We start from the raw sequence: 23,626 nt of genomic DNA, 5'->3' as shown, positions 1-23,626 counted from the left end.
TACAACAACAAGAAAATCGATCGAGGAGTACTTCGAATGATAGAAAACCAATTAGCCGTGGGGATGACCTTCATGGTGTATCTGATTGCCATGCTGGCAATCGGCCTATGGGCATACATGCGAACGCAAAATATGTCCGATTATATTCTGGGCGGCCGTAATCTTGGTCCCTTCCCTTCAGCATTGAGCGCCGGGGCTTCAGACATGAGTGGCTGGTTGCTTCTGGGTCTGCCCGGTTATGCTTACGCAGCAGGTTACGAAGCCAGCTGGATTGCCATCGGCCTGCTGGTCGGAACCTGGTTGAACTGGCTCGTCGTGGCACGCCGCCTAAGGATGTATACCAAGGCTGCCGGAGACTCTTTGACCATTCCTGAATTTCTAGAGAACCGTTTCGAAGACCGCAGCCATGCCCTGCGCGTAATTGCAGCTTTCTTTATTCTATTGTTCTTCCTTTTCTACACAAGTTCCGGTCTGGTTGCCGGTGGCAAGCTATTCGAAACGGTTTTCGGTCTTGATTATCACATTGCAGTCGTTGCTGGTGCAGTAGCCGTCGTCTCCTACACCCTTTTCGGCGGTTTTCTGGCTGTTAGCTGGACAGACGTGGTGCAAGGCCTGTTAATGGCCGCCGCTTTGATCATCGTACCAGTCATTGCTCTGAATGCTGACGGCGGCTGGGGTGCTGCCCAAGAAGCGATGGCCAGCAAGAATACAGCATTGCTTGATGCCTGGACCAACTCTTCCGGAGAACCTCTGGGGCTTATAGCTATCCTGTCACTGCTGGGCTGGGGACTGGGTTATTTTGGTCAACCACATATTCTTGCGCGTTTTAAAGCCATCCGCTCTGAGAATGATATTCCCATGGCACGTCGCATCGCAGTGAGCTGGACAGCATTGACTCTAATCGGATCGGTCGCGTGTGGTTTCGCAGCTATCGCTTTCTTTGACGCTCCTCTGGAAGATTCAGAAAAAGCCTTTATGTTGCTGATTAATGCGCTATTCCACCCAGTCGTTGCGGGCGTACTGCTTGCAGCAATCCTGGCTGCGGTGATGAGTACAGCAGATTCTCAGCTGCTGGTTTCCTCGTCAGCACTTGCGGAAGATTTCTATAAAGCGCTGTTCCGTAAGAAAGCGACACAGAAAGAACTGGTCATGGTAGGCCGTGGGGCAGTTATCGGTATCGCCCTGATCGCAACCCTGATTGCACTGGATCCAGAGAGCAAAGTATTGGGAATGGTTAGCTATGCCTGGGCAGGTTTCGGCGCAGCATTCGGTCCTGTATTGATCCTGGCACTGTTCTGGAAACGAATGAACCGTAATGGAGCTCTGGCAGGAGTTATCGTTGGTGGTGTCACTGTGGTGGTCTGGAAGCAACTGAGTGGCGGAATTTTCGATCTTTATGAAATTATTCCTGGCTTTATCCTGGCCGCAATTGCCGTTGTAGGAGTTTCCATGGCAACAGGCGAGCCATCACAAAGTATCCAGAAAAAGTTTGATGAAGCTGTAGGTTAAGTTTAACCCTCGCGTTCAGCCCGGCCTTGCGCCGGGCTTTTTTTGCCCGCAGATTACTGGCGAACACCTTCAAAAGACATGTAGATTTCCACTTCTTTGGAGGCAGGCCCCAAATCCTTGGGAATTCCAAAATCTTTAAGAGCAAATTTGGTAGTACCTTCAAAGCCCTGACGCACGCCTCCCCAGGGATCTTTACCACCACCAACGTGGGTGGCATCGATCACCACTTCTTTGGTCACGCCATGAAAAGTGAAATCACCAACGATCTGTGCTTTGCCGTCGCCCATGGGCTTAACAGACTTGCTCACAAAGGTCGCTTCGGGATACTTATCCACCTCGAGGAAATCTGCACTGCGCAAATGCTTGTCACGCTCTGCATGGTTGGTATCTACACTGCTGGTATCGATTGTTACACTCACCTTTGAAGCGGCTGGATTGCTCTCGTCATAGCTGAAAGAGCCATCAAACTGATTAAACTGGCCAACAATATAACTAAACCCGAGATGACCGATCTTGAACTGAATAAAAGCATGCTGCCCCTCAGTATCAAATTGATAATCATCAGCCAACGCAGCAACGTTGAACAAGCTGGCACCGGCAAACGCAGCAGCCATCAACAACTTCTTCATTGAAGATTCTCCTCGTAAATTTTCAGACATTAGTGAATTTATATATGGAATGGGTGGTTACTTTCCCAATGCTGCCCCCAATCTAGATCAGCAACATGGACACTAACTTTCGCCAGTATGTCTGCGTGAAGCTTACTTCTCCGGACGCAACATCCGGACAAGCGTTTTGTCTTTATCGATAAAATGGTGTTTAAGCGCAGCAATACCGTGAACTGCAGCGAAGATAACCAAAGCCCAGGCCAGCCATTCGTGTATCTCACCGGCAAGATCAGCCATATCTTCGCCTCCAGCATACAGCGCCGGAACCTCAAACAAGCCGAATACGTTAACTCCCCGACCTTCTGCAGTAGGAATCAGATAGCCCATGACAAGTGTGATCAGAATGATAAGGTAAAGTCCGCGATGCACCCATTCACTGGCACTTTTCTCAAGTCGAGACAAGGATTCCACCGGATGAGGACGAGGATTGAGCCAGCGCCAGAGCAGACGAAACATCACCAGAATAATCAGGAGCATTCCGATACTCTTATGAATTTCCGGTGCATCGTGATACCAAGGGTCGTAGTAGGACAGGTCTACCATATACACCCCAAGACCAAACAACCCAAAGATGGCCAAAGCCGCAACCCAATGGATTAAAATGGTCAGCCAACCGTATCCTTTGGAAGAATTTCTGAACATCTGTAACCTGACTAATTGAAATCAATGACAAATTGGTCACCAGGGGAGCAGCCCCAGTGAATATCAGGCGTATTTAAAGGGATAATTATTCGTAAAAAAAGTAACTTTTTTGTCACCTAGCTTTCTAATTTTTCGAATTCTTTCCCCTTATCGTTGCCGTAAACTAATCGCCTCAATTGCTTAATATTGACTGAAACCAGCGTAATACCAACCAGAGTCAGCAAGCCTCCGACAATCAGCCTCCAGCCCAACACATCATCAAACCAGAGGATACCGAAGATCGTTGCCAGAATGGGCGCCAGCAGCAACATGGGAGTGACCAGGGAAACGGGGTACCGTCCCACCAGATAATAAACAATGCCATGGCCGACAACGGAAGCACCGATAGCAGAATACAGTGGTGTCCAGTAGTCCAATAATGACGATTGTTTAAGAATATCCCACTGCCCTGATTCAAATATCAGCGACAGCAACAGGAGCGACGGAGTCGCCACCAGTGCAATCCAGGCTTGTAGTCTGAACACTCCAAGACCGGGACATTGCCGCATAAGAATCGTGGCAACGGCCATCACAAAGGCCGCGCCAGCGACCCACAGCAGTGCATCGAGATGATTGAATACAATAGGATCAAAACCGATCAGCATTACGCCCGATAATGCAATCACGATAGCCAGAATCCTGACCAGTGAAAGCTTTTCTCTGAGAAAAATGGTCGCAAGAATCGCAGAAAAAGGCACATAGAGCTGAGTCGCAATTGCCACCGACGCAATATTTCCGCCAGCATGCAACCCCATAAAAATCATGCTGAAGTGAAAGACTCCGAGCAGTAGAGCAACCCTGAGTAATGGCTTCATCACCCCTGGAGCTGGCCTTAGCCAGGGAAGCATTATCAACAGAAGGAAAGCAAAGCGAACGGCAGTAAAAAACAGCGGCTGGAAGTGAGTAGCCCCTTCTTTGCCGGCAATGAAATTGAATCCCCACGCCAAATTAGCGATCAGCACAAGCATCAGATCCGAAGGACTCATGTCATTCTTTCTCTATATTTCATCATGGAATCCTTCCCTGTTAGGAATCAGATCTTCGGAAAAGACCAAGTCCTTTCATGCTTCATATAAATAAAAGTGTCACGAGAATCCATGACAGACAGTTTGCACCACAGATATCAACCGGGACAGTCAATACAGGTGCATAGATACAAAGCATTAGACAGGATTTGGGCAGAACGAGCTTCTTAAACTTTCGTCTTACGACGTTCGAATGACAAGAGACAATCACAAAATCTCAATTAATACAATAGTATAGATACGGGAATTTACGTAAAGATTTAATTCACGGGATTGTCTATATTGTATACAACTCAACAAGAGGAGAAAGCACCATGGAAAATCAATTTGACGAAGATATCGTAGTACCAAGCAACAACTAATTTATTGACTCAGACGGCTCCCCCAGTTTTGTTGCACTAGGGGTGGAGAGCCAGTTTCACTTGAGGCGAAAGACGACTGCAGGGAGGATTATCCGGATCACCGAACTTCAAGGCCAACAAGGCCTGCGGGGATCAAAAGGACTACCACAGGATGTCTTCGCCACAGAGTGAAGCCGCAACCCTTACTTCACTTCCCGTTATTCCTTCAGCAGACTTTTGAGGGAGTATACGTCGAATCTGCCACTCTTCCCTTTAAGTTGTACACTTGGCGTTTTACCTGCCAGAAACGGCGCAGCTTTAGGGCGCTTCACCACGACACGCTTAACCGGCGCATCAAGCGCACGAATCAATAAAGAATCACTATCCGCATCGCCTCCCACTATATCCTTGAAAATTCGCATTTCCTTCTTAACCTGGCTGGATTTCTTTCTCTCGGGAAACATGGGATCCAGGTAAATGACATCAACCGGCTTTCCCCAATCAGCCTCTCCATAATACAGCGTCATGCGATCTACCACCTCGTTAGCCTCGGTATGATCTGATACACGAGCTCGATGAACGCCATCATAGAGTAGCTGATACACCACAGGGTGCCTTTCGTAGATGTCCAGCCTGCAACCCAACGCGGCCAGGACAAAGGCATCGCGGCCCAGGCCAGCAGTGGCATCAAGAATGTGCAGGGATTTCACTTCCCCTTTTAATCCAACAGCTTTGGCAATCATCTCGCCCCGTCCACCGCCATGCAGACGCCGGTGTTCCAAAGCACCATGAATAAAATCCACATAAACAGGTCCCGGAGCTTTTTTGTACCAACTCAGCAACGCAACATAATCCGGACCATAGTCCATGACATAGACAGGTTCAAGGCTCTGTTCAGGCAGCTTCTCAGAAGGGCAAAAACAATAGCCGAATTCTTCGGCAAACGAGATAGCCTCAGATACGCGGGCCGGGTCGCTTGCGGAAATATAGAATGGAATGGCGTCTTGAGTAACCGCCGTGTCAGACAAAGACATCAATACCTACAAGTTCTCCGGTATTCTTATCCTGGGCCACAGTAGATTGATTTGATTGGTAGGTTCTAAGTGCCTGCTGATTGCCAAGGGGAAGCTCATCCTGCTCTCTTTGCCGTTGAAAACGGCTTTCCTCTGCCTCCCTCAAAGCCTCGACTCGGCGAACATCCGGCTGGGACAGAACCTGTTCACTGGCGTTAGGATCTGCTGCCAGAGCGGATGCCCGTTCAGCATCGCCAGCTGCAGAACGTTGCTGCAGTTCGCGCCGCTGCTCTTGAGTATTCTCAGTCAGATCCCGGCGATTCTGCGGAAGCAACGGTAATGAATTACCAATTCCACCAATCATAGAAACCCGGCCAAATTCCCGCCGCCAATTCTCTAGAAGTTCTTGTTATGTCACCAGCCGACAATGGCTGAATCTCTAACTAAACACCTTAACAAGGTCAAAGTATAGTCAACTTTTGTAAAAACTGATCAGCCACGTCAGCCGACAATAACCCAACCCAATAGAACCACGCCCAGCAGTAAACGATAAATAACGAACGGCATAAAGCTCAGTTTTTCCAGAAACTTCAAAAACAGGTGGATACAGGCGTATGCGCTAACCGCAGATAAGACAGTTCCCACAGCAACCACCATAAATTGGGAATCAGTCCCGGTCTCTGCAAGCTCAACACCTTTCAGGAGCCCGGCAGCCATAATCAGAGGAATAGACAGCAGAAATGAAAAACGCGCTGCGGTATCTCTATTCAGGCCTAGAAACAAGGCGGATGTCATTGTAATACCAGACCTAGAAGTCCCTGGAATCAACGCCAAAGCCTGGGATAAGCCAATAAGCAGAGCGTCTCTGAGAGTAAGTTGATTCATATCCCGGGTACCGGTCTTGCGATCAGCCACTCCAAGCAGTATACCGAAACCTATAGTGGCCAGGGCAATCACCAGGGCTGAACGAAGGTTAGCTTCAATCCAGTCAGATCCAAAGAGTCCAGCAAGCCCAGCGGGAATCGTCCCCAATATAACACACCAAGCCAAGCGGGCTTCCTGAGAGCTGCCGTTACCGGTAATCTGACGCAACCATGCGACGGTAAGACTGTAAATATCCTTGCGAAAATAAAGCATGACAGCTGACAGAGTCCCGACATGAACGGCGACATCAAACAGCAGCCCCTGATCTTCCCAGCCCAATACCTGGGAAGGGAGTATCAGGTGTGCAGAACTGGATATAGGTAAAAATTCGGTTAACCCCTGTACTAGGGCCAACACCACAACTTCTAACCAGGACATGTAATTTCCTTTTAAGGCATTTTGAACAATTTCAATTAAAGGAGGACGGTCAGATTCAGCGTCCGGGAAGCTTTTGCCAAGTCACTTCATCTCGCAGGTAGATTGGTTGGGCATCGGCTGGAGAAACGACCTTACCAGCAGCAAAATATTTTAGTGCCAGCTTTCCAACAGCCGCCGCACGAGGGTGCCAGTCAGGCTCCTGATGGGCAATCGCAAGTTGAGTCGCCTCCGGCATTTCAGCCAGATATGACAGGCCACTACCGATAGCCGACACGGCAGTGGCTTCTGAAGGAAAAGTGACCATCGATGGCGGCAACACCCTCTCTTCCCCTTTCAGACAAAGACTGCTGTCTTCAGCTTGGTAAAGAGCGACATAAACTTCACTCATGCGAGCATCCAACACAGACAAAATCCATGGTGAACCTTCAGCGCCGTCACGAAGCTTATATTCTGAATGCAGGTAGCCATAAGCCATTGCTTCCAAGGTACTGACTGGAACCACCGGCAATTGTCGTGAAAATGCCAGACCCTGCGCCAGACCGGCTGCGATACGCAGACCTGTAAAAGATCCGGGCCCCCTGCCAAATGCAACAGCATCCAGCATCGATAGATCGAGTCCAGCCTCCTTCAAAACCTCATCCACCATGGGCAACCCTAAACGGGCATGGGATCTGGGTTCAAGAGAGTATCGTTCAATGGTCTCGGATTCAGTCACCAGTGCGACTGAGCAAGCATCTGTGGAAGTATCCAGGGCAAGGATATGGGGCATCAGTAATTTCTGGGCAGGGTTTCACAAAGGCGTCACCATTAAAAAAATGACGCCGTTAGCATCGCATGATATCAGGACAGGCCGTCAAAAACCTTCTCGCGAATTTGTTCGACTGAACCAACACCTTCGACACGGAAATATTTCGGGGCAGTACCGGCATCCTTAGCCGCCCAATCCTGATAGTAATCAACCAATGGCGCGGTCTGTGCGTGATACACCTCAAGACGCTTGCGGACCGTATCTTCTTGATCATCTTCGCGCTGAATCAGAGGCTCGCCGGTTACATCATCCTTACCTTCCTGCTGAGGTGGATTGTGTATGACGTGATAAACCCGTCCACTCTGCTCATGAACACGACGACCGCTCAAACGGCTGACAATTTCCTCGTCATCGACAGCAATTTCCACAACATAATCAATTTTGACACCCGCATCCTTCAACGCTTCCGCCTGAGGAATGGTACGGGGAAAACCGTCAAACAGGAAGCCTTTGGCACAGTCCGGTTCCTGAATACGATCTTTTACCAGTGCAATAATTGTGTCATCAGACACCAGACCACCAGAGGCCATCACTTCCTTTACCTTGAGTCCCAGTGGTGTACCGGCTTTGACCGCTGCACGCAACATATCTCCGGTAGAGATTTGCGGAATACCGTATTTTTTCATGATATTTTGAGCTTGTGTGCCCTTACCAGCGCCTGGGGCACCCAATAAAATGACTCTCATACCAAATACACTCCTAATCAGAATTTTTCGTTTGATTGCCAGTCCAATGACATTTTTTAGCAGACTGGCCGACCACTACCCTTGAAGTTGTTATTGCGGTGTGCCGGCGTGGCAGGGCTCATAGAGAGACAACCCAAGCCACTAGTTCACCCGTATTCTTTTCTCGCCCGAACTTGCTAGTTCAACTGTAATTTCACTAGCTCACCTGTACTACTCACCTGCACTAAATAGGGGGGAGGATTATAGGGGACTTACGTCGCAAAGGAAGGGATTATACGGATATCGGGGGGCAAGCTGAAGCCTTGTACTGAATTCCTGTCATTCAGGGGATTTATGGCACAACAGCCTGTTACATCCCGGCGGCTAAATCAGTCAGTGTTGCACTGGATTGTTTCAGTTGTTCGAAGACTTCGAAGGCAATATCAGCATCTATCCCCAGCCGCCGCGTATATACGATAGGGTCGTCCGGCATAAGGTCGTCCCCAAGCTCCAATTCTTTCAACAGACAGTTTGCCAGTTGAATCAAGGCCACATAATCCTGGTGCTCGCCTTCATAGTCCTTTTCCTGGTGATGAGCTGCAGTGGCAGTAATCTCCTCAGGCAGTTGCCATTTTTCCAACAGAATTGCCCCCAGTTGACCATGTCCGACACCCACCAACTCTTTGGCACTCCCCATTCCCAGCACCTGCTTTTCAAGGGACGACAGCTCGGTATATGGCTCTGAAGCGGCCAATTTGTTCAGCATGCCAAATTCCGGTTTGAACAGATGTCCCAAGAGCAATAAACCAAAGTTATGCAACAGTCCGGCAAGGTAGGCGACACCAGGGTCTACACGTTTATCGGGCACATGAAAGGCCAGCCTCTGGACCAAAAGTGAGCAATGCATTGCATGTTTCCAGAAATTGCGGAGCCCTAAAGGGCCATCCTTGGGTAGGTCAAAAGCCTTGCTGGCTGCAATGGAAAGTGCGATCTGACTGACTCGCTCAAACCCCAAAACACGGGCAACAGCGTCTTTTATCGTCTTGATTTCACCTCGATAGCCATAGAGCGCTGAAGCCGCCTGCCGCAGCACCTGCGCTGTCAAACTGGGGTCCTGTTCTATCACTTTGGCTAAATCGTCAACAGATGCATCGATATCCTGAGTGATCTGGAGAATCCTGGCCGCCACAGTTGGCATTGGGGGTAAACGGTAAAGCCTGTTAAGACGTTCTTTAATATCCACTTCTTGAAGAGAGTTGTCGTTACCAGCAGCGGCATCTGCGACTTGTTCGCAGACACATACACTCATTTTCAGGGCATTCCCCATCATTTGCTGAAAACAATCCTTCGTCAAACGCAACAATGTCGTATGACTACCGGATTGAATGTAGATCTGCTCTCTACTGAACAGGGTTTCATCGCATATCGCGTGAACCCCGTAGGCTTTTGCAACGGGAGGATGGGAACCGGGCTCACAATCTTTAAAGAGCCTATCCGCCTGATGCTGGGCAATCCGTTGAAGATTACGGTGGGTCATTTTATTCAGGCGTTCAAGATCCATCTTTTTTCCCAAGGGAGTGATAGACATCACTACACCTTTGGCATCAACCAGAATTTCCGCGACAGCCACTTCATCCTGAACAACTTTTGCCACTTCGATGGCAGCTTCCAATGTGCCGACCCGATCATGGTGGAGCTGCTGATATGCCAACCCCTGACGATTTAGATACTGCATGACTCGAGATGCAACTGGCACTGCTGGATATCTCCTGAATTACACCGAACATCGACTTCACTCTGGATCTGCAGTCATTATAACCCGGCGGAAGCAGTCTGCAGAACCTATTGATCCAAGTTTAATCTGTGTCTGGAAATTCACAGTGCCAATAGCGTCACAGGTTGCGGTAAAGGTTATTTACCGCTTGTAGCCTTTTTGTAACCTGTGACGCTAGTTCATTGAATTACATATTTTTATCTTTCTGCGATCCAATATTCACCGGTCAGCCAGTATTACGCATCCCGGCAGCAACACCGGCCATGGAAACTTTCAGCCCGCGTTCGACGGTCTCCTTGTTGGTTTCTCCTTCCGCTCTATCGCGCACCAAAAGTTCTACCTGGAGAAAATGCAGAGGATCCGTGTAAGGATTGCGCACCTTCAGAGACTGCTGAAACACCGGATTATCCCGCAACAGTTCATCCTGATTTTTAAGTTCATTCAACAGTCCAACAACAGCCTTTGCCCTCTCCCGCAAGGATTGCCCCAAAGAGTGCAGTTCAGGCCTCACCAAACGTTCTTCATAATAACTGGCGATATCCGGATCCACCTTTGACAGCACCATCTCCAGCATGTCGATATGGGTTTCAAAGAACGGCCACTGATCCAGCATTTCCTGCAACAGTTCACTTTTACCCTGTTCCACTGCTTTTGATAATGCCTCATCACTACCCAACCAGGCCGGCAGCATCAAACGCATCTGGGTCCAGGCAAATATCCAGGGAATTGCCCTGAGACTTTCCACTCCACCCGTGGACTTGCGACGTGCCGGCCGGCTTCCCAATGCCAGCTTTCCAAGTTCTTGTTCCGGAGTCGCGGACCTGAAATATTCAACGAAATGCTCATGCCCTCTGACAACGGCACGGTAGGATTCCACTGCAGTGCTCGATAGATCACTCATCATCTCACGCCAGGCCGGCTGGGGTTTTGGAGGGGGAGTTAGCGAGGCCTCAAGTACCGCTCCCAGATACAAATGAAGATTCTGTTCTGCAACCCTGGGTTGACCAAACTTGAAGCGGATCATTTCACCCTGCTCGGTAATCCTGAAGCTACCATTGACGGAACCCGGAGGCTGCGAAAGGATCGCCCGATTAGCAGGACCTCCACCCCGTCCAACCGTTCCGCCCCGGCCATGGAACAACGTCAACTTCACCTGATGCTTACCGGCGACTTCCACCAGCGCTTCTTGCGCCTGATACTGCGCCCAGGCAGCAGCCATCTGACCGGCATCTTTGGCTGAGTCGGAATAACCGATCATGACCTCCTGCTGTCCCTGGGTGTAATCCTTATACCAGGCATTGGACAGCAGTTTATCAATACTCTCTGCGGCATTCTCAAGATCATTCAGAGTCTCAAACAACGGCACAACAGGCATTGAGTGTTGTATGCCGCTTTCGCGCAGCAACAGAATGACTGCCAGGACATCGGACGGCGCTCTGGCCATTGAGATCACATAAGATCCCAATCCCTCGACAGGCTGCTCTGCCACAACTTTACAGGTGGCCAGGACTTCTGCCACTTCAGCACTGGGCTTCCAGTCTCGAGGGATCAAAGGCCGCCTGCCCTGCAATTCTTCAACCAAGAACTCCTGACGCTCTTTCTCCGACCAGGAGGCGTAATCCCCCAGGTTCAGATAACTGCACAATTCCTTGAACACGTCTGCATGCCGGTCGGAATCCTGACGAATATCCAATCTCACAAGCTGCAACCCAAAACACTGAGCCCGACGAATGACATCCAGCAATGGGCCGTTAGCTATCGATTCCATCCCACAGTCAATTAATGACCGATAGCACATCATCAAAGGTTCCAGCAGATCCTTGTTCTCCAGCAGCACCTCACCTGAGGGGGGCTGCGGAGGAAAAACCGACGCCCAGCTACGAGTAGCTTCCAACCTGGACCTGAGCTTACCAAGCACTTTACGATAGGGTTCTCTTGCCTGCCCGGAGGCTCTGGCCATTTCACCATTACAGGCAGTCATGGAAAGCTCTGAGCGAAGTTTTTTGATGTCTCTCAAATATAAGTCCGCCGCCATCCAGCGACTCAGGGTCATGACCTCTCGAGTCACTTCAGAAGTGACATTCGGATTGCCGTCACGATCTCCTCCCATCCAGGAAGCAATACGAATCGGGGTCACATCCAAAGGCAAATCCAGCCCCACCTGTTTTTTCAGGGCTTTCTCCATTTGCCGCATGAATGCCGGAACCGCCGTCCACAATGAATACTCAATGACCGCGAACCCCCACTTGGCTTCATCTACCGCAGTAGGGCGCTCGTAACGAATTTCATCTGTATGCCAGGCTTCCGCAATCAAGCGACGTAAAGTGGCCACCATAGACTCATATTCAGCATCAAGCAGATCGTCCCGATCCAGGGCCTCAAGTGTTTCTGCGATCAGATCATATTTCTGGATCAGGGTACGACGGGTCACTTCCGTCGGATGTGCTGTCAGGACATATTCGACAGACATATCCTGAAGTTGCTCAACAATTTTTTCGCCACTCAGCCCTTTGCCAATCAGGCGCTCGAAAACCTCTTCCAGAGTATCTATACGGTTGTGTACCAGTTCATCCTTCGGCGCTCTGCGGCGTACTGTATGATATTGTTCCGCGATGTTGGCCAGATTCAGAAACTGGTTGAATGCTCTGGCAACCGGCACCAGTTGCTCATCCTCAAGGCTCGCCAGAACATCCTTCAGCTGCTTTCTCTGATTAGAATCCGAACGACGATCCGCCTTGGCAGCCATACGAATTTTTTCAATCTTTTCAAACACCTCATCGCCAAGGTGGTGACGGATATTCAGCCCCAACAGTTCTCCCATGAGACGAACGTTTTCACGTAAATCCGGATGTAGCTCCTTCGTCATAATTACCTGCCTGATGATGGAATAAATTCAATCGATCCCTGCCCCATTTTATTAGCGCCTTTATCAGGGCGTGCCGACGCTTTTTTTAACAGAATAATGAATTCAGTAACCTGTTGCTATTACGAGACTTAACAAAGTCCTCACCATTTGAATACAGATAACCTGTGGCTGGCCTCAGGTTCAATACTAAACTCATTAGGAAAGGGTCTATGGATCTAACGCTCGAGGTGTTAGAACTACTCAGACTCAAGCCACATTTTTTGTGGTAACGCTAATACATTAATCACGGACAGTAGTGCCAAAGGTCTGGTTGATAACAAAGGGTTTTAGGTATATGCGCGTATGGAGGCTCAGCTGACCACTGCCTACACTTAAATTTAGAAGGACATTGTTTATCATGGATCAGCTGTTGATACGAGGTACTCGTTATGAAAATCAGCACTCTGGTGAGAGAGTGGGAATCCAACGCAAAAGCCCGACTTACACATAAAGAATATAATCTGAAACTGGAACTTGAGGACGCTGCAAGAATTGCTGCTCTGGCGGAAATGTACCCAAAACGCCAGCAGGAAGATATTATCCGTGAACTGATATCCGCAGCCCTTGATGAACTGGAAACCAGCTTCCCCTATGTTGAAGGGCAAAAAGTGGTTGCTGAAGACGAAATGGGTGATCCGCTTTTTGAGGATGTCGGCCCCACACCTCGTTTCCTTAACCTCAGCAAGAAATACATATCCATGCTGAAGCAGGAAATCAAGGCTGCCAATAACTAAGCTGGTGGTTTGATGACCTGAACATTGGTCGCAGAGATATTAGGTTCCCGGTTCAGTCCAGAGCCGGGACAGCTTCCAGCCTAAAGCCCTTCACTCTTGGCCTGTTCCCAGAATGCATCCATCTGCTCCAAGGTTGCATCACTCAGACTGACATTGCCTGCCTGCGCCAAAGCCTCAACTCTTTGGAACCGCCTGACGAACTTACTGTTGGTACTTCTTAATGCCATTTCCGGATCGACCTTAATAAATCTCGCCAGATTGGCACAGGCGAACAATACATCTCCAAATTCGTCTTCTATGTGGTGCTTTTCCTGATGACCCGAACCACCAACCTCCTGAATCGCCTGTTCAAGTTCATCCAGCTCTTCCCTGATCTTGGCAATCACCGGTGTGACCTCAGGCCAGTCAAAGCCAACGCTAGAGGCCTTTTTCTGCAGCTTTAATGCCCGACTCATTGCCGGTAAGGCTCTGGGAACATCGCGCAACAATGACGCAGGCTGCTCACTTTCTGCACCACCAGAAATCATTGCCTGACGCTTTTCTTCCGTTTTTATTCTCTCCCAATTGGCGTTAATCTCAGCTTCAGAAATCTTGCATTCTGGATCTACCCGACTCTCCAGAGTGCCTTCCGGAAAAACATGGGGGTGTCGACGCAGGAGCTTACGCACCACATTATCCACTACACCTTCCCACTGAAACGACCCTTGCTCTTTTCCAAGGCGGGAATAAAACACGACTTGAAATAGCAGATCTCCCAGTTCATCCATCAAATGTGGCCAGTCTTCACGCTCAATAGCGTCCACCACCTCATAAGTTTCTTCAATGGTATGGGGTACAATGGTTTTGAAGGTTTGCTTCAGGTCCCAGGGACAGCCGTCTTCAGCGTCCCGCAACCGATCCATCAGGTAAATAAGATCTTCAACGCTGTACTTACCGGATGCTCTGTTCTCTTCAGCCATACTTTTCCCCGCTATGCGCGCGTCGTACATCAATAATATTCGGCAGTCGGCGAATACGGTCCAGCACCCTGGCCAGGGATTCCAGAGAAGCCACTTCTATAGTCAATAACAGGCGTGCCGTATTGAGCTTTTTGTCCGACTGGGTGTTAACGGTGGTGACATTCACCCTTTCATTGGCCAGAAGAATCGTAATGTCTCGCAATAGCCCGGAACGGTCATAGGCATCGATCTGCACATCCACCGGATAGGTGTATTCGGTATCTCCCCAACTCACCTCGATAATGCGATTGGGCTCAGTAGACTGCAATTGCAAGGCATTCATACAGTCTTGCCGATGGATGGAGACTCCACGACCAATAGTAATGTAGCCAACAATGGGGTCTCCCGGCAGCGGTTTACAGCAATTGGCCATCTGCGTGAGCAGATTACCCACCCCAAGAATATGCACATCACCGCTTTTACTGGTATCAGTAGTAGAGCTCGGCAATTGAAGACTGAGCTGGTGTTCTTTCGGCTCCAACATTTTCTGGGCGATATGAGCTACTTGCATCGGCTTGAGATCACCCGCCCCTATTGACGCAAACATATCCTCTGCGGAATGCAGATTAACTTTCTGGGCCAGCTCTTCGTATGGAACTTTTTCCAGGGACAAGCGTTTAAGTACGTCTTCCAGAATTTCACGACCGTCTTCAATATTCTGATCACGATCCTGTAGCTTGAACCAGTGTGTAATTTTGGCCCTGGCCCGGGAGGTCGCCGCATATCCCAGATCCGGATTAAGCCAGTCACGACTCGGCTTTGCCTGGCCGGAGGTCAGAATGGTGACCTGATCACCAGTCTTCAGCATATAGTTTAGCGGAACAATGCGACCGTTGATTTTGGCACCTCGACAGGCATGACCTACTTCTGTGTGAACCTTGTAGGCAAAATCAATCGGTGTGGAACCGGAAGGCAGATCGATGACATGCCCTTCTGGCGTGAAAACATATATACGGTCGCTGACAATATCGTTACGCCATTGCTCCACCAAGTCTGATGTCTTCGCCCCAAGCTCTTCCTGCCACTCCAATACCTGACGTAACCACGCGATCTTCTGTTCGTAACCGTGAGATTTCTGCTGTGTATCAGTCCCTTTATACAGCCAGTGAGCACAAACTCCGAGTTCAGCTTCCTCATGCATTTTATGAGTCCGGATCTGAACTTCCATGACCTTGGCATGTGGGCCTACCACTGCTGTGTGCAGAGACTGATAGCCATTCTGTTTGGGGTTGGCGATGTAGTCGTCAAACTCATGGGGAATATGACGCCATAAAGAATGCACCAACCCTAGCGCCGAATAACAATCCTTGACCGAAGGAACCAGAATTCTAATGGCGCGAATATCATAGATCTGCGAGAAATCAATGCCTTTGCGGTGCATTTTTCGCCAGATACTATAGATATGCTTGGCGCGCCCGGACAGCTCAGCCTTGATATTGTACTGATCCAGTTCGTGACGCAGAGCAGACAACACTTCTTCGATAAATTTCTGGCGATCGACCCGACGCTCATCAAGCTGTTTGGCGATCTTCTTGTAGGCCGTTTCATGCAGATAACGGAAAGATAGATCCTCCAGCTCCCATTTCAGATAACCAATCCCCAGGCGATGAGCCAGAGGTGCGTAGATATCGAAAACTTCCCGAGCCACGCGATGGCGTTTATCTGAGCTGGCATTCTTGACGTCCCTGATTGCACAGGTTCGCTCAGCCAGCTTGATCAGAGCAACCCGCACGTCATCGATCATAGTGACCAGCATACGGCGGATATTATCCACCTGTGTCTGGGTTTGCCCCAATACCGTTCCCTGGTAGGGTTGATGAATATTGGAGATTGCCGCCATCTGCAGTACACCGGATATCAGGTGCACCACCTCTGAACCAAACTCTTTCTCCACTGTCCCAAGGCTAAGCTTTTCTTCCCTGACCGCCCGATAGAGTACGGCCGCAATCAGGCTGGGGGTGTCCATCTGAAGCTCTGCCAGAATCTGGGTCATTTCCAGGCCGGTGACAAAGCTGGTGGTGTTGTCATACCAGAGGTTGCCGGACCTGACCGCCTCAGATTCGATATTCTTGGCGAGAACACAAGCCTGCCGAAGAACCTCCACATCCTCAAGGTTTTCCTGCTGTTGCAGGCGATCGATCCAGCTGTCGATGTCAACCGAACCATCTTCCAGAAGAGGGTAATCTTCGCGAACTTTAACCATGTATGTGTTTCACTTTGTTCTTGATTATCTTGGGACGCGGGAAATGACTGAGAATCCGCTCAGGCAATTGACTTCCCACTCCAAAGGCATAAATGGGTCCACTACCGCTGAAATTAAACCCCTGGGTTTACACTCTGCCGGCATTCGCCGGTTATCACTAGATGCGACAAGCGCATTTCCTTTCCTTCAGACTCATTGGAATCTGATTCAGATCTTTTCAAAAAGCGCCATAGACTCAACGTGAGTAGTATGGGGAAACATATCCATCACACCCGCTCTGACCAATCGATAGCCCTTCTGTGCCAGAATACCTGCATCCCTGGCCAATGTGGCAGGATTACAAGAGACATAGACAATTCTGGCGGCATTAAACAATTCAATCGATTTAACGATTTCTTCGGCCCCTGAACGTGGTGGGTCCAGCAGGATTCGGTCATATTCACCAACCCAAGGCTTCTGTTGACTTTCAGTCATCGGCAGATGAAGGTCGGCCGCGTGAAACTCGACGTTTTCTATCCCATTCTTGCGGGCATTATGATAACCGCGCTCTACCATCGCCTGACTACCTTCCACACCAACCACATGGCCAGTCTGACGCGCTAATGGAAGGGTGAAGTTACCCAGACCACAGAACAGATCAAGAATTCGGTCATCTTTCTTTGGAGCCAACCATTCCAACGCCTGCTGTAACATTTTGGCGTTGATCTCACGGTTCACCTGGGTGAAATCCGTAGGGTGAAAGTCCAACTTAAGTTGATGCGCCGGCAAAGAATACTCGAGCATTTCCTGACCATCCTCCGGCCATAGTTTATGCACGGTATCCGGACCTTTGGGCTGCAAATAAAGCGCCAATCCGGTTTCGTTGGAAAATGACTTCAACTTGTCCAGATCGTCTTCAGTCAGAGGTTCCATATGCCGTATGATCAGAGCAACCGTTTTATCACCTGCCGCTACCTCTATTTGAGGGATTCTCTGATAACAGGAAAGACTTCGCACGAGAGCTTTCAGCTCAGGAATTCGCATGCCAACAGATTCAATCAGAACAGGGCAGGTATCTATCGCTGTCAGAAAATTACTGAATCGTTCCCGGAAACCAACGAGCACTTCGTCCCGCTTGATGACAAAGCGCACCCCGAGTCTGGCCTTAGAGCGGTATCCAACACTTTTACTTGTGATCGGCGGGACGATTTCATCAGGTGTCTGGGCACCAAAATGATGCAAATGATCAAGCAATACCTGCTGTTTATGCACAATCTGGAACGAAAGGTCCACGTGCTGCATGGAGCAACCACCACAGACATGAGCGTGTGCGCAGGGAGGCGTGACCCTCTGCGGATGAGGATTTGACACAGACTCCGTCGCCAATTCGTCATACTTCCGCTTACTGTTAACGTAACGTGCAGTGACTGTTTCACCAGGAAGCCCACCGTCCACAAACAGGGTTTTTCCGTCTAGATGCGCAATGCCACGGCCCTCGTGGCTTAATGACTCAATCTCGCAGGTGACTGGAGTGGTCGGCAGGGCTTTACGTCGTCTGGACATCAGGAAACTCTCTCAGCGTGATTCACAAATGGAATGGTGTGGAAAAAAGTGCGGCATTATAGACGTCCGAAGCTTATAGTGTAAGGCTTGAGCCCCCCGATTATCGGGGATTTTCAAGCCTCACAGCTCAGACAGAAAGAGAAAACAACTTATTTATCAAGCATAAGAGCACCATCAGCCCAGCTTACTTTCATTATGAAAAAACACCTGTAGAAAGGTAGCGGTCCCCCCGATCACATATAATGGCGACGATGACAGCATTCTCGACCTGCTGGGAGACTCTTAGCGCACCGGCAATCGCGCCACCAGAAGAAACACCGCAGAAAATGCCTTCTTCACTGGCCAATCGCCTCATGGTGACTTCTGCCTCTTCCTGACTGATATCCAGGATCTGATCCACTCTTTCAGGCTCAAATATCCGTGGCAAGTATGCCTCCGGCCACCGGCGAATTCCGGGTATAGACGCCCCCTCTCCTGGCTGCAGACCGACAATTTGTATATCCGGATTCTGCTCTTTTAAAAACTTTGAAGTCCCCATGATAGTGCCTGTTGTCCCCATGGAACTGACAAAATGGGTGATCCTCCCCTGACTTTGCTGCCAGATTTCCGGTCCCGTTGTGCGATAGTGAGCCAGCGGGTTCGCAGGGTTGGCAAACTGATCCAATACTGTGCCCTCACCCCGGGCTTCCATTTCCTTGGCCAGATCTCGAGCGCCTTCCATGCCCTCTTCGCGGGTCACACTGATAATTTCAGCCCCGTAGGCAGACATGGCAGCACGACGCTCTTCACTCATATGCGCGGGCATTATCAGAATCATCCGGTAGCCTTTCATGGCAGCAGCCATCGCCAAAGCGATTCCGGTGTTCCCACTGGTTGCTTCTATCAGCGTATCACCCGGCCTGATTTTACCCTGTGCTTCTGCTTCCTGAATCATGCTCAGTGCTGGCCTGTCTTTAACAGAACCCGCAGGATTGTTCCCCTCCAGTTTGGCCAAAATCGTATTGCTCGTCTTGCCAGGCAATCGCTGTAACCTGACTAACGGAGTGTTGCCCACGCATGATTCTATTGTCGGATAAGACATATAACTTGTGACTCTTTAATCTCTTGGTTATCTCTTGGCTCTAAAGCCAAGCCTTCTATATTACAGTTACTGAGTAAAAGTGGCTGCAAGCTTCCTGTTTGACGAGGTTATGGTTCTGGCTCGGCATTAACCTCATTTATTGCAGCCTTTGCTTTATCATTGAAAGCCATAAAGTGGACACCATGATAAGCAATTCAACTTCAACCTGTTATATTCTTTTCCAATATAAAAAGCATGCTTTTATATAAGCATTCAATTAAATCCCTGCCATTTAAGCTATCAGGGTGGAAAACACACGATTTATACGCCCTGGCGAGCAACCAGTGTCAGTCGCTACATCCCCTGTTCGGTAAAATGAACTCCGGCATTAAAGACATGCAGCCCCCTGAGGAATTCAGTTCACTGGTTTACGAAGTTGCTATCGAAAACTTTCTGTCTTAAGCGAATAATAGCCGGTATCGGGGAGTGACTTTTCTTCCCCAGTTAGACACAGGTAGTTTTTCACAGGCACGTTAGGTAAAGTCAGCTTAGAGTTTGTCAGCAACTGATCAAGTGGTGATCTTTGAGTCAAACTTGCGGCCAGGGACCTCCTTAGGGATACCAATTGCCATGAACTCACAATAACAACTGAAACCAGACTCTCATGAAGCATTGGGGCATAGAAACCAAAGTTATTCTTCTCACCCTGATACCAACATTGGGTATCGCGCTGATTATGTCGACGGCCTTTGTTTATACACGGCTGACAGATTTAAACCGCTCTCTCCTGGAGCGGGGAACAGATTCAGTCCGCCATATGGCCAATGCCGCGACCTACGGCGTTACGTCTTCTCAGCGTGCTCAACTATCCAGTCTGACCACCTCAGTTCTGGAAGAACGTGATATACGTTCGGTTACCATCTACGGCAATAAACGCCAAATTCTTGCTCATGCTGGCCCTAAGCTGATGGAACCTCAAACTATACCCGCCAGCCTTGCCAATCAACTGACGATTTATTCCAGTTACGAAGTACTGCGTTTCAGTATGCCGATCTGGCAACAGGCAGAGCTTTCCGAAAGTTCGAATACAACACCGCCGAATTCAGCATTTTCCACGCAGGAATCCAAGGAAAACCTCGTCGGCTGGGCAGTGGTTGAAGTCAGTCGTGCTCCGACGGACCTGGCGAAATACCAAACACTTCTCTTTGCCATTGTCGCCGTCACTCTGGCGGTAATTTTGTGCACCTATATGGCCTTACGCCTCAGCCGGGATCTGACAAGGCCACTTAGCGATGTCTCGGACGCCCTGAACCGAATTCGTGAAGGTAAACTGGATACTCGTGTGTTTATTGAAGCCAGCCCCGAACTCGCCAACCTTCAAGACGGCATTAACTCCATGGCTGAAGCTCTGGAGAAATCCCGGATTGAAATGCAGCAGAATATCGACCAGGCCACAGAAGATCTGCGGGAAACACTAGAGACGATTGAAATACAGAACATTGAGCTGGATCTGGCACGCAAAGAAGCCCTTGAGGCCAGTCGCGTGAAGTCGGAGTTTCTTGCCAATATGTCCCATGAGATCAGAACCCCTCTTAACGGCATCATCGGTTTCACTAAACTACTGGCTAAAAGTAACCTCGGGATTCAACAAAGAGACCAGTTAAATACCATCTATAAATCCTCCGAAATTCTGCTCACGATTATCAATGACATATTGGATTTCTCTAAAATTGAAGCTGGCAAGCTGATACTCGACAACACCGCCATGAATCTGCGTGAAATTGTTGAGGATGTTCTAACCATGCTGGCCCCGGGAGCCCATGAAAAAAACCTGGACCTCGCCGGTCTGATCTATTCCGATGTGCCTGAACACATCATGGGTGATCCTCTACGCATGAAGCAGATCATCACCAATCTGGTCAACAACGGTATTAAGTTTACCCAGAGTGGTGAAGTGGTTGTCAGAGTCATGCTGGAAGACGAAGATGAACATCATCGATCCACCATAAAAGTGACAGTGACAGATACTGGCGTGGGTCTATCCAGAGTTCAGCAAAACACTCTGTTTAACGCATTCAGCCAGGCCGATGCCTCTACCGCCCGACGCTTCGGAGGTACAGGGCTTGGTCTGGTTATTTCCCGCCGACTGACAGAACAAATGGGCGGCATTATTGGTGTGGAAAGTGAACTAGGAAAAGGATCAACTTTCTGGATCGTCCTGCCAGTAGACATTGCCCCTGAACAACCGGAAAACGATATCTATCAACCGGATCTTGCCGGTGAACGAATCATCTATCTGGAAAACCAACCAAAAACGGGACTAGCCATACGGCACACTCTTCAAAAGTGGGGCGCCGAACTCAAAACCGTTGATAACGTTTCAGAACTAATTCAGAAAGTGGCTGAGGCACAACAAAAGGGCGAAGGTTATGCCGTGGCACTGATCGGCATCACGCGCCATCATCTGCGCTCTTCGTCTTACCTCGATGCCATCAGACAACTTGAGTTCTCACTGGATTGTCGAACGCTCGTGCTGACCCCTACGATCACCCTTGGAGCAGATGAGCCGCCAATATTGGCCGAAGCCTCCAACTATCTGATTAAACCGCCATCTCAGCGCCGCATTGGCAATGCACTCACGCAACTTATTACCGGTGCACCGGGAGAGCTACTTCCAGACAACCCAATCCCAGACGACGGACAGCCCCTTGAAAAAGATTACAAACGAGCCAAAGTTCTTGCTGTTGACGACAATTCGGCAAACTTGAAACTGGTGGAGGCTTTTCTCCATGAACTTGGCACAGACACTGACACCGCAAACAGCGGCTATGAGGCACTCACCAAAGCCAAGCTGAAGAAATACGATATTATCTTTATGGATGTCCAGATGCCGGGAATGGACGGCATCGAGACCACTCAAAGAATCCGACAATTTGAAGCAGGAAAGCGCCATACCCCGATTATCGCTCTGACTGCCCATGCGTTGACAGATGAACGCCAACACCTGTTAAAAAGCGGATTTGATGATTATCTGACAAAGCCCACCAATGAAGAGGAATTACAGGGAATTATCGCAAGAAGAGCCGGCATTCATCTCACATTACAGTCTCAGGGAGCAAGCAAGGTTCCTCAGGGGGATGTTGGAAAAATCAAGCCGTCAGTTAAGTTCGCCACAGAACCATCCGTAGACCTGCAGAACAGCATTATTCTCGCCGGAAACAAACCCGACCTGGCTGAAGAACTATTTTCTATGCTGCTTGAGAGCTTACCTGAAGACAAAGCCTCTATTCAAAAAGCGTACGAATTACAGGAAGAAGATAAGCTTCTTGAGCGCGTTCACCGGTTACATGGTGCCAGCCGTTATTGCGGCGTTCCGGCTTTACGTAGAAAAGCCGGAGAGTTAGAAACCCTGATCAAGAAGGAGCAACCACACAAAAGTGAACTCTATGCTCTGATAGATGAAATTGACCGGGTACAGTACTGGGCCGAAAGAAATGATTGGCAGACATCTTTACGCAACTTTCAGGTTAGCCAGGCAACTTAAATCATTTCAGTCGTGATCTACATTCTGGACAGCAGCCACTCTCTAGACGGGTGGCTATCCCCCCTTAAATGTAAGTTGATTCCAACCCAACAGAAGCTTCATGCTTAACCGCTCTGAGCCTCATCTTTGGCCGCAGAAGAGGCTAAGAAGCACTTCAATAGCCGAAGATGGATCTATCGATCCATCTTCCCCAGGCAGGAGAAATTGTCTCTCTCTGTCGCCCAGGAAACCCCGGAAGCCAATGACCTCTGCGCTCGATTCATCGATCATGTTCTGCTCGGCCTTGATCCGTCTTAAAGGCGCTTTCAGGCGGCTACACATATCCTCTTAGGCCACGGACAGGCAGTTTAATATCCTTCCAGACAATAAAGTGTATCCGGACAGGGCCAGGGGGAGAGGTTGGGGGTTTCATCCCACCAATAAAAAAGGCCCATCCGCTAGGATGAGCCTTCTCTATGTATTAGAAGCCTGACGACGACCCGGGGCTACGCAGAGCTTCACCCGCCTGACCGGGATCTTATCAAACTGTTGATAAGCCCTTTTCCCGCCCAGGCACTCCCGTAGGTCTTGGTTTTCATATCCCCAATAAAAAAGGCCCATCCGCTAGGATGAGCCTTCTTTATGTATTAGAAGCCTGACGACGACCTACTCTTGCATGGACGAACCACACTACCATCGGCGCTGAACTGTTTCACTTCTGAGTTCGGAAAGGGATCAGGTGGTTCCAGCTCGCTATGATCATCAGGCGAAACTGCTAAGCCTTGGCTTGTTCGTTTCGCAACCCTGCTTTCTTACCTTCGCAAGGCCACTGATAAAATCGGCATTCGATCACTCGTAACAATCGGATAAGCAAG

At 49.4% G+C, this 23,626-nt stretch carries 17 protein-coding genes and 1 rRNA gene; 3 read left to right on the top strand and 15 right to left on the bottom strand.

Annotation, left to right across the window (positions count from 1 at the left end; genetic code table 11):
- The first annotated feature begins 36 nt into the window (after positions 1-36).
- Complete coding sequence (gene putP / locus F566_RS0106510; protein ID WP_020406179.1) at positions 37-1,509, top strand: sodium/proline symporter PutP; 1,473 nt, start codon at positions 37-39, stop codon at positions 1,507-1,509.
- Between the two features lie 53 nt (positions 1,510-1,562).
- On the opposite strand, the gene F566_RS0106505 is transcribed toward putP, so the two are convergent.
- From F566_RS0106505 to ppc, 10 genes are all read right to left on the bottom strand, one after another.
- Entirely contained in the window at positions 1,563-2,138 is a 576-nt protein-coding gene (locus F566_RS0106505; protein WP_020406178.1) for a YceI family protein, read from the bottom strand.
- Positions 2,139-2,270: 132 nt separating this feature from the next.
- Positions 2,271-2,819, bottom strand: a complete 549-nt coding sequence (locus F566_RS0106500; protein WP_020406177.1) for a cytochrome b — start codon at positions 2,817-2,819, stop codon at positions 2,271-2,273.
- Positions 2,820-2,935: 116 nt separating this feature from the next.
- Positions 2,936-3,844 carry a DMT family transporter gene (locus F566_RS0106495; protein ID WP_020406176.1) on the bottom strand — a complete coding sequence of 303 codons (909 nt, stop codon included), beginning with the start codon at positions 3,842-3,844 and terminating at the stop codon, positions 2,936-2,938.
- A gap of 598 nt (positions 3,845-4,442) precedes the next feature.
- A complete protein-coding gene (locus F566_RS0106490; protein WP_020406175.1) occupies positions 4,443-5,258 on the bottom strand; it encodes a class I SAM-dependent methyltransferase in 816 nt (271 codons plus the stop codon).
- Positions 5,245-5,601, bottom strand: a complete 357-nt coding sequence (locus F566_RS32120; RefSeq protein ID WP_020406174.1) for a hypothetical protein — start codon at positions 5,599-5,601, stop codon at positions 5,245-5,247. The genes F566_RS0106490 and F566_RS32120 overlap by 14 nt, the downstream gene beginning before the upstream one ends.
- A 137-nt stretch (positions 5,602-5,738) precedes the next feature.
- The gene (locus F566_RS0106480; RefSeq protein WP_020406173.1) at positions 5,739-6,539 is read right to left on the bottom strand and encodes an undecaprenyl-diphosphate phosphatase; all 801 of its coding nucleotides are present in this window, start codon (positions 6,537-6,539) and stop codon (positions 5,739-5,741) included.
- A gap of 55 nt (positions 6,540-6,594) precedes the next feature.
- Complete coding sequence (gene tsaB / locus F566_RS0106475; RefSeq protein ID WP_020406172.1) at positions 6,595-7,308, bottom strand: tRNA (adenosine(37)-N6)-threonylcarbamoyltransferase complex dimerization subunit type 1 TsaB; 714 nt, start codon at positions 7,306-7,308, stop codon at positions 6,595-6,597.
- 71 nt (positions 7,309-7,379) lie between these two features.
- Complete coding sequence (gene adk, locus F566_RS0106470; protein WP_020406171.1) at positions 7,380-8,033, bottom strand: adenylate kinase; 654 nt, start codon at positions 8,031-8,033, stop codon at positions 7,380-7,382.
- 349 nt (positions 8,034-8,382) lie between these two features.
- Positions 8,383-9,768, bottom strand: a complete 1,386-nt coding sequence (locus F566_RS0106465) for an HDOD domain-containing protein (RefSeq protein WP_026179808.1) — start codon at positions 9,766-9,768, stop codon at positions 8,383-8,385.
- Between the two features lie 244 nt (positions 9,769-10,012).
- On the bottom strand, positions 10,013-12,652 hold the full coding sequence (gene ppc / locus F566_RS0106460) for a phosphoenolpyruvate carboxylase (protein WP_026179807.1): 2,640 nt from the start codon (positions 12,650-12,652) through the stop codon (positions 10,013-10,015).
- Positions 12,653-13,080: 428 nt separating this feature from the next.
- Here ppc and F566_RS0106455 point away from each other — a divergent pair, with 428 nt between their 5' ends.
- Positions 13,081-13,425 (top strand): hypothetical protein, encoded by a 345-nt coding sequence (locus F566_RS0106455; protein ID WP_020406168.1) that lies wholly within the window; start codon positions 13,081-13,083, stop codon positions 13,423-13,425.
- Positions 13,426-13,505: 80 nt separating this feature from the next.
- Here the strand turns inward: F566_RS0106455 and mazG are convergent, their stop codons facing one another.
- The 4 genes from mazG to cysM all read right to left on the bottom strand — a co-directional run bounded on the left by mazG (position 13,506) and on the right by cysM (position 19,249).
- Positions 13,506-14,384 (bottom strand): nucleoside triphosphate pyrophosphohydrolase, encoded by an 879-nt coding sequence (gene mazG / locus F566_RS0106450; RefSeq protein ID WP_020406167.1) that lies wholly within the window; start codon positions 14,382-14,384, stop codon positions 13,506-13,508.
- Positions 14,377-16,626, bottom strand: coding sequence for a GTP diphosphokinase (relA, locus tag F566_RS0106445; protein ID WP_020406166.1), 2,250 nt, complete (start codon positions 16,624-16,626; stop codon positions 14,377-14,379). The genes mazG and relA overlap by 8 nt, the downstream gene beginning before the upstream one ends.
- A 207-nt stretch (positions 16,627-16,833) precedes the next feature.
- Positions 16,834-18,168: a 23S rRNA (uracil(1939)-C(5))-methyltransferase RlmD gene (gene rlmD, locus F566_RS0106440; RefSeq protein ID WP_020406165.1), complete on the bottom strand. Its 1,335-nt coding sequence runs from the start codon at positions 18,166-18,168 to the stop codon at positions 16,834-16,836.
- 193 nt (positions 18,169-18,361) lie between these two features.
- Positions 18,362-19,249: a cysteine synthase CysM gene (gene cysM / locus F566_RS0106435; protein ID WP_026179806.1), complete on the bottom strand. Its 888-nt coding sequence runs from the start codon at positions 19,247-19,249 to the stop codon at positions 18,362-18,364.
- Between the two features lie 643 nt (positions 19,250-19,892).
- Here cysM and F566_RS0106430 point away from each other — a divergent pair.
- The gene (locus tag F566_RS0106430) at positions 19,893-22,772 is read left to right on the top strand and encodes a response regulator (RefSeq protein ID WP_020406163.1); all 2,880 of its coding nucleotides are present in this window, start codon (positions 19,893-19,895) and stop codon (positions 22,770-22,772) included.
- Between the two features lie 632 nt (positions 22,773-23,404).
- Here F566_RS0106430 and rrf read toward each other — a convergent pair.
- A 5S ribosomal RNA gene (gene rrf, locus F566_RS0106420) occupies positions 23,405-23,518 on the bottom strand.
- Between the last annotated feature and the right edge of the window lie 108 nt (positions 23,519-23,626).

Origin of the sequence: Hahella ganghwensis DSM 17046 (assembly GCF_000376785.1) — a bacterium.
Classification (GTDB): Bacteria; Pseudomonadota; Gammaproteobacteria; order Pseudomonadales; family Oleiphilaceae; genus Hahella; species Hahella ganghwensis.
This window is presented reverse-complemented; position numbering and strand designations above follow the sequence as displayed.

What these genes read in the sequence shown, in the direction of transcription:
- putP (WP_020406179.1), top strand. Translation starts at nt 37, where the DNA reads ATGATAGAAAACCAATTAGCCGTGGGGATGACCTTCATGGTGTATCTG.
- F566_RS0106505 (WP_020406178.1), bottom strand. Translation starts at nt 2,138, where the DNA reads ATGAAGAAGTTGTTGATGGCTGCTGCGTTTGCCGGTGCCAGCTTGTTC.
- F566_RS0106500 (WP_020406177.1), bottom strand. Translation starts at nt 2,819, where the DNA reads ATGTTCAGAAATTCTTCCAAAGGATACGGTTGGCTGACCATTTTAATC.
- F566_RS0106495 (WP_020406176.1), bottom strand. Translation starts at nt 3,844, where the DNA reads ATGAGTCCTTCGGATCTGATGCTTGTGCTGATCGCTAATTTGGCGTGG.
- F566_RS0106490 (WP_020406175.1), bottom strand. Translation starts at nt 5,258, where the DNA reads ATGTCTTTGTCTGACACGGCGGTTACTCAAGACGCCATTCCATTCTAT.
- F566_RS32120 (WP_020406174.1), bottom strand. Translation starts at nt 5,601, where the DNA reads ATGATTGGTGGAATTGGTAATTCATTACCGTTGCTTCCGCAGAATCGC.
- F566_RS0106480 (WP_020406173.1), bottom strand. Translation starts at nt 6,539, where the DNA reads ATGTCCTGGTTAGAAGTTGTGGTGTTGGCCCTAGTACAGGGGTTAACC.
- tsaB (WP_020406172.1), bottom strand. Translation starts at nt 7,308, where the DNA reads ATGCCCCATATCCTTGCCCTGGATACTTCCACAGATGCTTGCTCAGTC.
- adk (WP_020406171.1), bottom strand. Translation starts at nt 8,033, where the DNA reads ATGAGAGTCATTTTATTGGGTGCCCCAGGCGCTGGTAAGGGCACACAA.
- ppc (WP_026179807.1), bottom strand. Translation starts at nt 12,652, where the DNA reads ATGACGAAGGAGCTACATCCGGATTTACGTGAAAACGTTCGTCTCATG.
- F566_RS0106455 (WP_020406168.1), top strand. Translation starts at nt 13,081, where the DNA reads ATGAAAATCAGCACTCTGGTGAGAGAGTGGGAATCCAACGCAAAAGCC.
- mazG (WP_020406167.1), bottom strand. Translation starts at nt 14,384, where the DNA reads ATGGCTGAAGAGAACAGAGCATCCGGTAAGTACAGCGTTGAAGATCTT.
- relA (WP_020406166.1), bottom strand. Translation starts at nt 16,626, where the DNA reads ATGGTTAAAGTTCGCGAAGATTACCCTCTTCTGGAAGATGGTTCGGTT.
- rlmD (WP_020406165.1), bottom strand. Translation starts at nt 18,168, where the DNA reads ATGTCCAGACGACGTAAAGCCCTGCCGACCACTCCAGTCACCTGCGAG.
- cysM (WP_026179806.1), bottom strand. Translation starts at nt 19,249, where the DNA reads ATGTCTTATCCGACAATAGAATCATGCGTGGGCAACACTCCGTTAGTC.
- F566_RS0106430 (WP_020406163.1), top strand. Translation starts at nt 19,893, where the DNA reads ATGAAGCATTGGGGCATAGAAACCAAAGTTATTCTTCTCACCCTGATA.